This is a genomic window from Qipengyuania aestuarii (assembly GCF_019711535.1).
In the GTDB taxonomy this organism is placed as follows: Bacteria; Pseudomonadota; Alphaproteobacteria; order Sphingomonadales; family Sphingomonadaceae; genus Qipengyuania; species Qipengyuania aestuarii.
In genome coordinates, this window is sequence record NZ_JAIGNP010000001.1 from 47661 (window position 1) to 61002 (window position 13342).

The 13342-nt window shown below is 59.9% G+C and carries 13 protein-coding genes; 9 read left to right on the top strand and 4 right to left on the bottom strand.

Features of this window, described 5'->3' with window-relative positions; genetic code table 11:
• Positions 1-4: 4 nt before the first annotated feature.
• Complete coding sequence (rimM, locus tag K3175_RS00280; RefSeq protein ID WP_221541388.1) at positions 5-490, top strand: ribosome maturation factor RimM; 486 nt, start codon at positions 5-7, stop codon at positions 488-490.
• On the opposite strand, the gene K3175_RS00285 is transcribed toward rimM, so the two are convergent.
• The gene (locus K3175_RS00285; RefSeq protein WP_221541389.1) at positions 487-1401 is read right to left on the bottom strand and encodes an NAD(P)/FAD-dependent oxidoreductase; all 915 of its coding nucleotides are present in this window, start codon (positions 1399-1401) and stop codon (positions 487-489) included. The genes rimM and K3175_RS00285 overlap by 4 nt on opposite strands.
• Positions 1402-1535: 134 nt before the next feature.
• Here K3175_RS00285 and K3175_RS00290 point away from each other — a divergent pair, with 134 nt between their 5' ends.
• From K3175_RS00290 to K3175_RS00315, 6 genes are all read left to right on the top strand, one after another.
• Complete coding sequence (locus K3175_RS00290) at positions 1536-1829, top strand: hypothetical protein (RefSeq protein ID WP_221541390.1); 294 nt, start codon at positions 1536-1538, stop codon at positions 1827-1829.
• Positions 1830-1889: 60 nt separating this feature from the next.
• Entirely contained in the window at positions 1890-2615 is a 726-nt protein-coding gene (gene trmD / locus K3175_RS00295; protein ID WP_221541391.1) for a tRNA (guanosine(37)-N1)-methyltransferase TrmD, read from the top strand.
• A 13-nt stretch (positions 2616-2628) separates the two neighbouring features.
• Complete coding sequence (gene rplS / locus K3175_RS00300) at positions 2629-2997, top strand: 50S ribosomal protein L19 (RefSeq protein WP_247710601.1); 369 nt, start codon at positions 2629-2631, stop codon at positions 2995-2997.
• 360 nt (positions 2998-3357) lie between these two features.
• Entirely contained in the window at positions 3358-5649 is a 2292-nt protein-coding gene (locus tag K3175_RS00305) for a S9 family peptidase (protein WP_221541392.1), read from the top strand.
• An 83-nt stretch (positions 5650-5732) separates the two neighbouring features.
• A complete protein-coding gene (locus tag K3175_RS00310; protein ID WP_221541393.1) occupies positions 5733-6758 on the top strand; it encodes an aspartate-semialdehyde dehydrogenase in 1026 nt (341 codons plus the stop codon).
• Positions 6740-7336 (top strand): hypothetical protein, encoded by a 597-nt coding sequence (locus K3175_RS00315; RefSeq protein WP_221541394.1) that lies wholly within the window; start codon positions 6740-6742, stop codon positions 7334-7336. The genes K3175_RS00310 and K3175_RS00315 overlap by 19 nt, the downstream gene beginning before the upstream one ends.
• On the opposite strand, the gene K3175_RS00320 is transcribed toward K3175_RS00315, so the two are convergent.
• From K3175_RS00320 to K3175_RS00330, 3 genes are all read right to left on the bottom strand, one after another.
• Positions 7337-8908, bottom strand: coding sequence for a DHA2 family efflux MFS transporter permease subunit (locus tag K3175_RS00320; protein ID WP_221541395.1), 1572 nt, complete (start codon positions 8906-8908; stop codon positions 7337-7339).
• A gap of 4 nt (positions 8909-8912) precedes the next feature.
• Positions 8913-9872, bottom strand: coding sequence for an HlyD family secretion protein (locus K3175_RS00325; protein ID WP_247710602.1), 960 nt, complete (start codon positions 9870-9872; stop codon positions 8913-8915).
• A 100-nt stretch (positions 9873-9972) separates the two neighbouring features.
• Positions 9973-10419: a MarR family winged helix-turn-helix transcriptional regulator gene (locus K3175_RS00330; RefSeq protein ID WP_221542294.1), complete on the bottom strand. Its 447-nt coding sequence runs from the start codon at positions 10417-10419 to the stop codon at positions 9973-9975.
• A gap of 235 nt (positions 10420-10654) precedes the next feature.
• Between K3175_RS00330 and K3175_RS00335 the strand changes: the two genes are divergently transcribed.
• On the top strand, positions 10655-11410 hold the full coding sequence (locus K3175_RS00335; RefSeq protein WP_221541396.1) for an alpha/beta fold hydrolase: 756 nt from the start codon (positions 10655-10657) through the stop codon (positions 11408-11410).
• Between the two features lie 70 nt (positions 11411-11480).
• On the top strand, positions 11481-13334 hold the full coding sequence (locus K3175_RS00340) for a M2 family metallopeptidase (protein ID WP_221541397.1): 1854 nt from the start codon (positions 11481-11483) through the stop codon (positions 13332-13334).
• Positions 13335-13342 lie beyond the last annotated feature (8 nt).

Sequence of the window (13342 nt, forward strand, 5' to 3'; positions counted from 1 at the left end):
TTCGATGCAGGACAAGCCCGTCACCCTTGCTGCCGTCACCGGTGCGCATGGCGTGGCGGGCGAAGTCCGTCTGAAGCTGCTGGGAGAGGGCTTCGAGGCCCTGAAACCGCACAAGAGCTTCAACGAGGGGGCATTGACCGTCTCCAAATTGCGGAGCGACAACAAGGGTGGCGCCATCGCGCGCTTCGCCGAGGTTGCCGACCGCACCGCCGCCGAGAAACTGCGCGGCACCGTCCTCACCGTTTCGCGTGATGCACTTCCCGAGCTGGAAGAGGGCGAATTCTATTATTCGGACCTGCTTGGACTGCCTGTCATGACCGACAAAGGTGAAGCGATCGGGCGCGTGTGCGCGGTCGAGAATTTCGGCGCGACCGAGATCATCGAGATCGAGCAGCCCGACGGCAAGAAGTTCATGGTCCCGTTAACCGAGCAGGCCGTTCCGGGCTGGGATACGGAAAAACTGACAGTTAGTTCCGATTTCGTCGATTAACGACGCAGCGGCATTTTCTCGGCCAGCCGATTACGGATCGCTGTCGAGGCAACGCCTGCCTGCCCCATGGCGTGGCTGATCTGATCGAGGCCCAGGACCACATCTCCTGCGGCAAAGAGGCCGTTTACGCTGGTTTCCAGATGGTCGCCGACCAGGACGCAGCCTTCGTCGCTCAACTTCGCGCCGCAGTTTTTGGCCAGTCCTGACCGGATGACCGAGCCGAGCGCGGGGTAGAAGGTATCGAACACCATTCTCCCTTCCGCCGTCGCGAAGCCGATCTGGCCGTTCTCGATCGCAAATTCGCCGCATGGCCCGGCGACCCGCTTGATCCCGGCATCGTCCAGCGCCTCGCTGCAGGCGTCGGACAGATCATGGTCTCCGTGCGGAGAAACCAGAGTGATGTCCTTGGTATATCCGCGCAGGAACTGCGCCTCGGCCGTGCCGTGATCTCCGGTGCCGATCACGGCGACTTTCTTGTCCGTCACTTCATAGCCATCGCAGACCGGGCAATAACGGATCAGGCCGCGCGACAGGGCTTCGTCATGCAACTGCTCTTCGATGCCTTCGGGCCGATTGTTGACGACGCCCGTCGCCAGCAACACTGTGCGGGCGCGGTACGTCTCATCGTCGCAAGTGACGGTAAAGCAATCGTCAGGTTTGGTCAGATCGGTCACCCGCTTTGGTTCGCGCAGCGCCCCGTACTTCGCAGCCTGTTCGCGCATTCTGTCGAGCAGCTCGGCGCCGTTGATACCATCAGGAAAACCGGCGTGGTTGTGGCTGGTCGGGATCCAGCTCGCCCGGCTCGTGCCGCAATCGAACATGCGGATGTCTAGGTGATATCGGGCGAGGTAGATTGCCGCCGTAAGGCCCGCCGGGCCGGCGCCGATGATGATGCAGTCATCCGTATCCATGGCTGCAATACGCTCGGCCTGGAAAGGTGTGCCGATGACCGGCTCATAAAGTCGTTCGCAGAGTGGTGTATTGCCAATCTAAGACGGATGACGTTAAGCGCCTGCTCGATCTGATCTAATAGCGGGGACCGATTATGCTCGATAATCCGATTTTACTGGCGGCAAGTTACATGGCGATGGCCGCGGCGTTGAGCGTGGGCGTTGCGACGATATCGACTGGCATCGGCCCTCGATTGCGGCATTTCTTTGCCAGTACGGCGCCCCTGGCGGTGCTTTTCGCCTCACTCCTCAGTGGAAAGGACACTGTGATATTGCACGGGCAGGACATCCTGGCTGGTTTCGGGCTGGCAGCCTTGGGAATCGCGACATCGTTAATGTTCGGTAAGTTCATACCGAACATTAACGATAAGGACGGGCATCTCACCTGAAGCAGGTGATACTCGTAACCGAAGTGGTATCGCCGCGTAACAGTCGCTAAGGCGCGCGCCATGACCTTCGCAGCCACCATCCTCACCCTCTATCCAGAGATGTTCCCCGGACCTTTGGGCATATCCCTGGCGGGCAAGGCGCTGGAGCGGGGAGACTGGTCTTGCGAGACGGTCCAGATCCGCGACTTTGCCACGGACAAGCATCGCACGGTCGATGATACGCCTGCCGGGGGCGGGGCGGGGATGGTGCTCAAGGCGGACGTCCTTGGCCCCGCGATTAAAAGCGTCGGTACCGGACGACCGATTCTCGCCATGACGCCGCGAGGGAAACCCATCACGCAAGCGCGCATTCGCGAGATTGCGGCCGGCCCCGGGGTCGCCTTCCTGTGCGGACGGTTCGAGGGCTTCGACGAGCGGATTTTCGACCATTACCCTGAGATCGAGCAGGTCAGCCTTGCCGATATCGTCCTGTCGGGCGGCGAGACTGCGGCCCTGGCCATCCTCGACGCTTGCATTCGCCTGCTTCCCGGAGTAATGGGCGCGCCCGATAGCGGAGTCGAAGAGAGCTACGAAAACGGCCTCATCGAATATCCGCAATACACCCGACCTCAGGAATGGGAAGGGCGCACGATCCCTGAAGTGCTGCGATCGGGGGATCATGCGAAAATCGCTGCCTGGCGCAAGGCCAGGAGCGAGGAAGATACTCGGTTACGCAGGCCGGACCTTTGGGAACGCTATTGTGGTGTTCGGGACCAGTCTGCCTCTGGCGCGCGGCAAAAGAAGTAGGAAGACCAGGACAATGAACCTGATCCAGCAGCTCGAAGCCGAAGCAATTGAAAACCTCGGCAAGGACATTCCCGAATTCCGCGCAGGCGACACCGTCCGCGTTGGTGTGAAGGTTGTCGAAGGCACCCGCGAGCGTGTCCAGAATTTCGAAGGCGTTGTCATTGCCCGCTCGAACCGCGGCATGGGCAGCAACTTCACCGTCCGCAAGCTTTCGTTCGGTGAAGGCGTGGAACGTGTGTTCCCGCTGTATTCGCCGATCGTCGACAGCGTCACCGTGGTTCGCCGCGGTATCGTGCGTCGTGCGAAGCTGTACTATCTGCGCGGCCGCACCGGCAAGCGCGCGCGTATCGCGGAACGCCGCGACAACGCGCCGAAGGCATAATGTTTCGGGCGTAGAGCCCGCACACGAAAAATATGGGAGGGCGGTCCTGCGGGGCCGCCCTTTCTTTTTGAGATCCGGTAAAGCCTAAACGAGTGAGGGCGGCGCTCCAAGGAAGCGCCGCCCTCATGACGTGGGGATCATAGCGAGCCATCGCTGGCCCAAATAGATGTCACCGGGAAGCTTGTGAGCCGGAAAGCGCCGCCCGGTGACAAGACCAGCTTCTGGCATCTGTGCCTTAAGCAAGTTTAAGGAAGCGCGCTTAACTTCAAATTAGGCATGAAAAGACGGCCGACCTCCTGCGCGCTTGCTTTCGGCTTTCGTGCTTGCGAGGAGGGCCCGGAAGATATTCCGGGAGAAACCATGAAGTCGCTTCGCCTTGCCACAGCTCTCGCGCTGGGCACCTGCCTTGCCACGCCGGCACTGGCCGATCACCACACTACCTCGCAGGAGACCGCCGCAATGGACCTCACCTTCGAGCGCGTTTTCGCCTCTCCCTCGCTGGATGGTCCGGCACCGCGTCAGGCGAAGCTTTCTCCCGATGGGCGCTATCTCACCGTCTTGCGTAACCGCGCCGACGATCTCTCGCGCTACGATCTGTGGGCGTTCGATCGCGACGCGGGCGAATGGTCGATGCTGGTCGACAGCGAAAAGGTGGGATCGGGCCGCGAACTGTCCGAGGATGAGAAGATGCAGCGCGAGCGTGCGCGCGTAGGGAACTTGACCGGAATAATCAGCTACGAATGGACGTCCAACGGTAAGGCGATCCTCGTACCTCTGGACGGCGACCTTTATCTCGCCAGCCTCGACGGACAGGTGGTCCAGGTTACCGATACCGAGGAAAGCGAACTGAACCCCGCGCTAAGCCCGCAGGGGAACTTCATCAGCTTCGTGCGCGATCGCCAGCTCTGGGTGGGCGAGGTGGAGGGCGAGGCCGCGCCGATCACGCCGAAAGAAGGCGCCGACATCCGCTGGGGCGAAGCCGAATTCGTCGCCCAAGAAGAGATGGCGCGCATCGACGGCTATTGGTGGAGCCCGGACGAGAGCCGCATCGCGGTCCAGCGTTTCGATGAGAGCGGGGTGGCCATCGTCACCCGCGCGGCCATCGGCGCGACCGGGACCAGGGTGTTCGATCAGCGCTACCCCGTCGCGGGTAGCGCCAATGCCTTGGTCCAGCTGTTCCTGATGGATGCGGATGGCGGCAAGAGAGTCGAGGTCGACCTTCGCTCCAACCAGAACCCGAAATATTACGACCCGGACAATCGCGACGATTTCTACCTTGCACGGGTCGACTGGGCGCCGGACGGGTCGACGCTGTTCGTGCAGCGCCAGAACCGTGCCCAGACGGTGCTGGAGCTGCTGACGGTCGATCCGCGCACTGGCGCGAGCACGGTCGTGCTGACCGAGGAAGCAGCCGCTCCGCATTACTGGATCAACCTGTCCGACAATTATCGCGCTCTAGATGATCGCACGCTTATCTGGTGGTCCGAAAGTGATGGTTACGGTCACCTTTATCGCCGCACGCAGGAAGGGCCGGTCCAGCTGACGAGCGGCGAGTGGGTGGTTACCAGGCTGGTCGGGGTGGACGAGCAGGCAGGCCGGATCTTCTTCACCGGCACGAAGGACGACGTGCTCGAACAGCATGTCTATGCGCTCGACTATCGCAATCCGGGCGAAATCACGCGCCTCACCGAACGCGGCTACACCCATTCGGCCAGCATGGACAGGAAAGGCCAGACACTCCTCGTCACGCGCTCGAACGACGATACGCCGCCTCAAAGCTACATCGCCGACGCGACCGGCGAGCGTCTTGCCTGGATCGAGGAGAACAGGCTCGATGGCGACCACCCCTATGCACCGTATCGCGCAAGCCATCGGCCCACGCAATACGGCGCCATTCCGGCAGAAGACGGCACGCCCCTGTACTGGGAGATGGTCACGCCCGAGATGGAGGTGGGCAAGCGCTATCCGGTCTATTTCTATCATTATGGCGGGCCTGGGCCGCAGACGGTCAATCGTGGCTGGAATAGCGCCCTGCGTCAGGCGATCGTGGACATGGGTTATATCTGGTTCGCGCTCGACAATCGCGGCAGTGCCAACCGCGGCGTGGCCTTCGAGCAGCCCATCTACAGGGCGATGGGTACGGTCGAGGTGCGCGACCAGAAGGCCGGTGCCGACTATCTCAAGACGCTGGATTTCGTCGATCCCGACAAGATTGCCATCGATGGCTGGTCTTACGGCGGTTACATGACGCTGAAGCAGCTTCAGGCCGATCCGGGCCTCTATGCCGCAGGCATTTCCGGAGCGCCCGTCACCCGCTGGGAGCTTTACGATACCCATTATACCGAGCGTTTCATGGGTACGCCGCAGGCTGACGCTGCAGCTTATGAGGCGGCCTCCGCCGTTCCGAATGCCACCAAGATCGTCGATCCGCTGCTGCTCATTCACGGTATGGCCGACGACAACGTGGTCTTCGAGAACGCGACCGAAGTAATCTCGGCGATGCAGGAGGCCAACGTGCCTTTCGAAATGATGCTTTACCCGGGCTACACGCACCGCGTTTCGGGCGAGCAGATTTCGCCCCATCGCTACAACACCGTCTTCCGCTTTCTGGAACATCACGGGGTCACGCCACCGGAGGACGCCGGGGAGTAACGGTTTAGCGCCCGCAAACGAATGTGCGCTTGCGGGCGCATGGCTAATCGCTATCTCGGCTGCGAAAGAATTGGAGAAATACTTTGGGTTATCGTGTTGCCATAGTCGGCGCGACCGGAAACGTCGGCCGTGAAATGATGCAGGTTCTTGCCGAACGCGAGTTTCCCTGTGACGAGGTGGCTGCGGTGGCCAGCAGCCGTTCGCATGGCACCGAGGTCGAATTCGGTGACACCGGCAAGATGCTCAAGTGCAAGAACATCGAGCATTTCGACTGGTCCGGTTGGGACATAGCCTTGTTCGCTGCGGGTAGCGGCCCGGCCAAGGAATACGCGCCCAAGGCAGCGGCCGCGGGATGCGTGGTGATTGACAATTCCTCGCTCTACCGCATGGATCCCGATGTGCCGTTGATCGTGCCTGAGGTGAATCCCGATGCGATCCACGAGTACAAGAAGCGCAACATCATCGCGAACCCCAACTGCTCGACCGCGCAGCTCGTGGTAGCTCTCAAGCCGCTTCACGATGCGGCTACGATCAAACGCGTCGTGGTTTCCACCTATCAGTCGGTTTCCGGCGCTGGCAAGGCAGGCATGGACGAATTGTTCCAGCAGAGCCGCGCCATTTTCGTGGGCGATCCGGTCGAGCCGGTGAAATTCACCAAGCAGATCGCTTTCAACGTCATTCCGCACATCGACGTCTTCATGGATGATGGCTCGACCAAGGAAGAATGGAAGATGGTGGTCGAGACCAAGAAGATCCTCGACCCCAAGATCAAGCTGAATGCGACCTGCGTCCGGGTGCCGGTTTTTGTCGGCCATTCGGAAAGCGTGAACATCGAATTCGAGAATGAACTGTCGGCCGAGCAGGCGCAGGAAATCCTGCGCGAGGCGCCCGGCATCATGCTGATCGACAAGCGCGAAGACGAAGGATACATCACTCCGGTGGAAAGCGCCGGCGACAGTGCGACCTACATCAGCCGCGTGCGCGACGATCCGACGGTCGACAATGGCATTGCGCTGTGGTGCGTTTCGGACAACCTCAGGAAAGGCGCGGCTCTCAACGCAGTTCAGATCGCAGAATTGCTCGGCCGCGAGTGCCTGAAAAAGGGATGATCCGCGCCAGCCTCCCGTTCGCCCTGATGCTCGCTCTCGCAGCCTGCGGAAGCGGGACCGACGCGCCGTCTGCCAAGGGAGAGCAGTCCGCGGATCAAGTGCCGGAAAGCAGGCTGGCGGATGCAAAGGTCGTTGTGGATTCCAATGGTCTTGCCGTGCGGCAAGGCGGCGCACGCGAAGCTCCGCGTTTCGGCACTCCGCGGGGTGAGGTGGACGCTCTTCTGACCGTCGCGTTTGGAGACCAGCCGCAGAAATCCTCGAATGCGGAATGCGGTATCGGTCCGGCCGATTTTTCGCAGAGCGGACCGCTCCAGATCGCCTATCAGGACGGGAAGTTCGTCGGGTGGTTCCTCGGCGAGGGCGAAGGCGTGGTAACCGGAGACGGTATCCGTCCGGGGGCCTCAATGGCCGCCCTGCGCGATGAGCGACCGGTGCAAATTATCGCCGACAGTACACTGGAAGGCGAATTCCAGTACGAAAGCGCCGATTACGGCATGATAACGGGCTTCTTCTCCGGCAGCCCGACCGAAGGCAAGATTACCGGGCTGGCTTCAGGGATGACCTGTTTCTTCAGGTGATCATTCGCCAGGGGGTGGAAGGTTGGCTGTGGGGGCCGTGTTCTTCTTCATGAGGAATGCGAGCGGAACGGCTGCAAAGCTCATCCACATCATCAGGTAGTAATCGTCTATATAGGCGATCATTGCTGCCTGCCGGGTGACCTCCCCGTCCATCGCTCTCAGTACAGCGTCACCAAGACTCTGGAACCGGTCGACGGTCGACACATCCACGGAATTGACCACGCTGCTGGTGACATGTCCCGCCAGGTCGGAATGGCTGGTCTGCGTGTTACGGGCCAGCATGACGGTCATCAGCGAGATGCCAGCCGAGGCACCCAGCGACCGAAGCAGGTTGAGGAGGCTGGAGCCGTCAGTACGTAGGCGAGGCGCGAGGGTGGCGAAGGCGCTGACATTCAAGGGGATGAAGACGAGGCCGATGCCGAGGCCCTGCACCAGTCCGGAAAAGACTATGTTGTAGCGGTCGACCGCCAAGGACCAGTGGCTCATTTCGAACAGTGAGACACCGCAAATTAGGAAACCAAGCGCAACGACGGGCCGCGCGTCGAAACCTTTGCGCATCAGGAAACCCGCCACCTGCATGGACAGGAGCACCCCGATGCCGCGCGGCATCAGGACCAGTCCGGTGTCGATCACGTCGTAGCCGAACAGGCCCTGCAACATCGGCGGCATAAGAGCCATGACCGAGAACAGGACAGCGCCGATTACCAGCATGAAGAACAGCGCGATGACGAAATTGCGATCGGCAAAAAGCAGGCGGTCGAACAAGCCGTTCTTCGCCGTGCCGAGGTGGATCACCGCCATCCAGGTAGCCGAGATACACAGGAACGCGTAGGCCCAGATTTCGTAGCTGTCGAACCAGTCCGCCTGCTGCCCCCGGTCGAGCAGGAGCTGAAACGAGCCGAGAGCAATTGCCAAGAGGGCAAAACCGAAAATATCGAAGCGCCTGGTCAGCTGTTCGCGATGGGGAAGGTTCGCCATCAGAATCGCAAGACTGAGAATGCCGATGGGAAGGTTCACGTAGAATACCCACCGCCAATTCCAGTTCTCGGTCAGCCAGCCGCCCAGAACCGGGCCGAGGATAGGACCGATCATGATCCCCATACCCCAGATGGCCATCATCTGCGGGTGACGGCTGGGCTTGGTGGTGTCGAGCATGAAGCTCTGGCTCAGCGGAGCGATAAAGGCGCCTGCGATGCCCTGAAGCGCTCGAAACAGGACCATCTCGCCCAGATTCTGCGCAATTCCGCAGAGCATCGAAGTGGCTACGAAACCCGCCACCGAAAGAATGAACAGTCGCCGCGCCCCGATCCTGTCGGCCAGCCAGCCCGTGATCGGCAGAGCTACTGCCGAAGCGATGATGTAGCTGGTCAGCACCCAGGTGACGCTTTCCGCAGTCGCTCCCAGCGCGCTTTGCATGTGCGGGATAGCGACATTGGCAATGGTCGTATCGAGGACCTGGAGCAATGAGGCGCCCATGATGCCGACGATCAGCAGCATGTGATTGGTTACCGGGAGTTGAGCCTCGTCCAAAGCAGGTGAGGCCGACCCGGCGGGAAGGGCAGCGCTTGCCATGCGCTTACTTCGTATCGTCGGTTGTGACGGTCACTTCGGCGGAAAGGCCGGCGATCAACTGGCGTGGGCTGTTGCCATCGATGGCAATGCGGACCGGCACGCGCTGCGTGACCTTGACCCAGTTACCGGTAGCGTTCTGCGCCGGAAGAACCGAAAACTCGCTGCCGGTACCTGCGCCGATGGATTCGACGTGGCCCTTGAGAACGAGGTCGGGATAGGCATCGAAGCGCACCTCTGCAGCTTGACCTACGCGCATATCGTCAAGGTCGGTTTCCTTGAAATTCGCTTCCACATAGGAGCTGCCTTCGGACACCAGTGTCACGGCTGGCAGGTCCTGAACCAATTGCTGGCCCACTTGCAGACGATCGGCTTGGGCGACGCGGCCCGCAGAAGGCGCGCGGACTTCGGTCCGGCTCAGGGCCAGCTGCGCCACTTCTTTCTGCGCTTTCGCGGCGGCTATCTGGGGATTTTCACCCGGTACGGCAGAGCCGGTGGCCAACTTCGCCTGAGCTGCCTGCGCCCGAGCCTGTGCTTGCCGCAATTGCTCACGTGCCTGATTGACCGCGTGTTCGGCAGCATCATGTTCGGTCTTTGTCAGAAATCCGCGTTCGTAAAGGGCATCCTTGCGTGCGAAATTGGCTTGCGCGAAACTGATGTTTTCACGGGCGGCGGAGATGTCCGCGCCCGACAGGTCGGAAGAATTGGAAAGCGCAGTCACATTGGCCTGTGCCGAAGCGATGGCCGCGTTAGCCTGCGCAATCTGGAGCCTGTAGGGTTCAGGATCGATCCGGAAGAGGAGCTGGCCCTTTTCGACCTGCTCGCCGTCCTTGACGAACACTTCCACGATCTCACCGCCGACTTGTGCGCTGACAGCGACCTTATCCTGTTGCAGATAGGCATTGTCGGTCGAGATGGTCCCCTGAAGGGACAGCCAGTAAAAGAGACCGCCTGCCAACAGAGCCAATGGCAGAGCAAGCATTAGGGCGAGCTTGCCCCAGCGATGTTTGGGCCGCTGGTCCGTTGTTTCATTTAGTGGGGCGGAGCTTGTGATTGCGGGGGCGGCATCAGCCATGGGTGATCTCCAGCGTTTCGCGCTGAGCTGTCATATTGTTGCCGACAACTGCCAAAAGGCGGGCAAGCTGCTCACGCTCCTCGGCATCGATACCTTCCAAGATGTCTTCGACCAGCCGGTCCACGATTGCACGCAGCGGCTTGACGATATCCTGCGCCTTTTCCGTGAGCGCAAGAATGCGAGCGCGACGATCCTGGGGGGCAGGGCGGCGTTCGATCCAGCCTGCTTCTTCCATCCGATCGGCTAGCCTGGTCAAGGTAATTGGTTCCACTTCAATCCGGTCTGCATAAAAGGCCTGATTCTGCTCTGGAAACTTTTCGAGTGCGAGAAGCAGTCGCGCCTGGACGGCAGTCAGCCCCAGATCGCTGACTCGCTGATCGAAGAGGCGCCTGAGCAGGCGAGAATTGTCCGAGAGAAGATAACCGATATTAGGAATCATGCTCACTACATAATAAGCATGCTTATTATATCAAATAGCAAAAAAGAGTATGCGGCTGTAGGTTTTTGCAACTTTGGAATTGTCGGCACGGCCGATAAGGCCGGGACGGATGGGTGTGTTTCGCTGCGTTTCCGCATAAAAGTGGAAAGCCATCTGGTACTTCTCGACGTACTTGCCACGCGCGAGCAGAGGCGTTCGAAGACGCAAGAAACGAGTCGAAGGGGCTATGCCTGCTATGAAACTTGAGATGTTCGACAGCTTCGATGGGACGCGATTGGCCTTGCACAGGACCGGTCAAGGCCGGCCCCTGGTGCTTTTGCACGGTCTGTTTTCCAGCGCGGAAATGAACTGGATAAAATGGGGGCATGCTCAACTGCTCGCCGATCACGGGTTCGAAGTGTTCATGCTCGATTTTCGCGTACACGGCGAAAGCGAAGCACCCCAGGAGGCCGAGGCCTATCCCACGAATGTTCTCGTCCGTGACGTTGCCGCGCTCATCGATCATCTCTCGCTCGACGCCTATGATCTTGCCGGATTCTCGCTCGGTGCCCGCACCGCGCTTCACGCCGCGGCGCAAGGCGTTCTCCACCCAGCGAGGCTGATTGCAGGCGGAATGGGCACAGCAGGGCTCGGCGAATGGGCCAGACGAAGTGCGTTTTTCAAGCGCGTGATAGACGAATTCGAATCCATTCCGCGCGGCGATCCGGCTTATTTCTCGATGCAATTCCTCAAATCGCAGGGCGTGGACCGGGTTGCCGCACGCCACCTGCTCGATACGATGCCGGACCTCGATCTTGCCATGCTGTCGAATCTCACCATGCCGACGCTGGTCGTGTGCGGGGATGAAGACCAGGACAATGGTTCGGCTGAAGACCTGGCCGCGCTTTTGCCAGATGCGACATACAGGGAAATTCCCGGGTCGCACATGGGTAGCGTTACCAAGCCGGAGTTGGGCCAGGCCATGGTGGAATGGCTCGGCGATCGCACTTGATTAAGCAGGATCGGCGGTGCAATTCGGTCACCAAAGATATCAGATTCAATCCCCTTGGGAGAAAACCACAATGAAGTTCGCCCCCGTCGCCCTGTCAGCCCTCGCAATCTCGCTTGCTGCCTGCACGACTGCTAATGCGGAACCCATCGCCTCAAGCCCTGCAGCTGTTGCGGATGTATATCCGATGACCCCGGAAGGTGCGGCGAACTGGGTAGCGATGGTCGAGAAGGACCTGTTCGATTTCGGAGTGGAGTTCGCTCAGGTTTCGTGGGTCAATTCGACCTACATCACCCACGATACCGACGCGCTTGCGGCAAAATATGGTGCAGTATCGACGGAAAAGTCGGTCGCCTATGCCGCAAAGGCGGCCGAATATGCCCGCGTACCCGGTCTCGACCCTGAAGTGGCGCGCAAGCTCGATATGCTGCGCAACGGTATCGTCATGCCTGCGCCGGTGCGTGATGGTGCCGCGACCGAATTGAACGAGATCGCGACGAGCCTCAACAGCCAGTATGGCAAGGGCCGCGGTACGTTGAACGGCGAGGAGATTTCCGGCTCGGATATCGAGGCCGAGATGGGCAATCTGGAACGCACCCCCGCAGAATATGCGGAGATGTGGGAGAGCTGGCACAATAACGTCGGCGCACCCATGCGCGGCGATTATCAGCGGATGATCTCCATCGCCAATGAAGGCTCTAAGGAACTCGGTTTCTCCGATTTGGGTGCCATGTGGCGCTCGAACTATGACATGGATCCGGACGCCTTCGCCGCCGATACCGAGCGCATGTGGCAAGAAGTGAAGCCGCTTTACATGGCACTGCACACATACGTTCGCAGCAAGCTCAACGAAAAGTATGGCGATGCGATCCAGCCTGCCACCGGGCCGATCCGTGCAGATCTGCTCGGCAATATGTGGGCCCAGGAATGGGGCAATATCTATCCGCTCGTCGCGCCCGAAGGTGCAGGCGATCTGGGCTACGATCTGACCGATCTGATCGAGAAAAAGGGCTACACCGAGAAGGAGATGGTGAGCGTTGGTGAGGATTTCTTCTCATCGCTCGGGTTTGCTCCGCTGCCCGAGACCTTCTGGGAGCGTAGCCAATTCGTGAAACCGCAGGACCGCGAGGTCGTCTGCCATGCCAGCGCTTGGGATGTGGATAATGTCGATGATCTGCGCATCAAGATGTGCATCAAGCGCAATGCCGACGATTTCATCACGATCCACCACGAACTCGGCCACAATTATTACCAGCGTGCCTATAACCAGCAGGACTATTTGCACCTGAACGGCGCAAACGACGGTTTCCACGAAGCGATCGGCGATATGATCGCCCTCTCGATCACGCCAGAATATCTCGTCCAGATCGATATGCTGGACCCTTCGGAAGTGCCGAGTGCTGAGAAAGACATCGGACTTCTTCTTCGTCAGGCCATGGACAAGATCGCGTTTCTTCCTTTCGGCCTGATGGTCGACCGCTATCGCTGGGGGCTCTTCAGTGGCGATATTCCGGCTGATCAGCTCAATGCAGGCTGGAACGACCTGCGTCTGGAGTATCAAGGTATTACGCCACCGGTGGCACGTGATGAAAGCCAGTTCGATGCCGGAGCGAAATACCATGTTCCCGGCAACGTTCCCTACACGCGTTATTTCCTCGCACGCATACTTCAGTTCCAGTTCTACAAGGCTGCCTGCGATCAGGCTGGTTGGGAAGGGCCGCTGCATCGCTGTTCGTTCTACGGCAATAAGGAAGTCGGCAAGAATCTCGATGCGATGCTCGAAATGGGCGCCAGCAAACCTTGGCCCGATGCGCTCGAAGCGTTCACTGGCGAGCGCCAGATGAGCGGTAAGGCAATGGTGGAGTACTTCGCTCCGCTAAAGGCATGGCTCGACGAGCAGAACGCCGGAAAGGAGCAGGGCTGGTAATCGGTTCA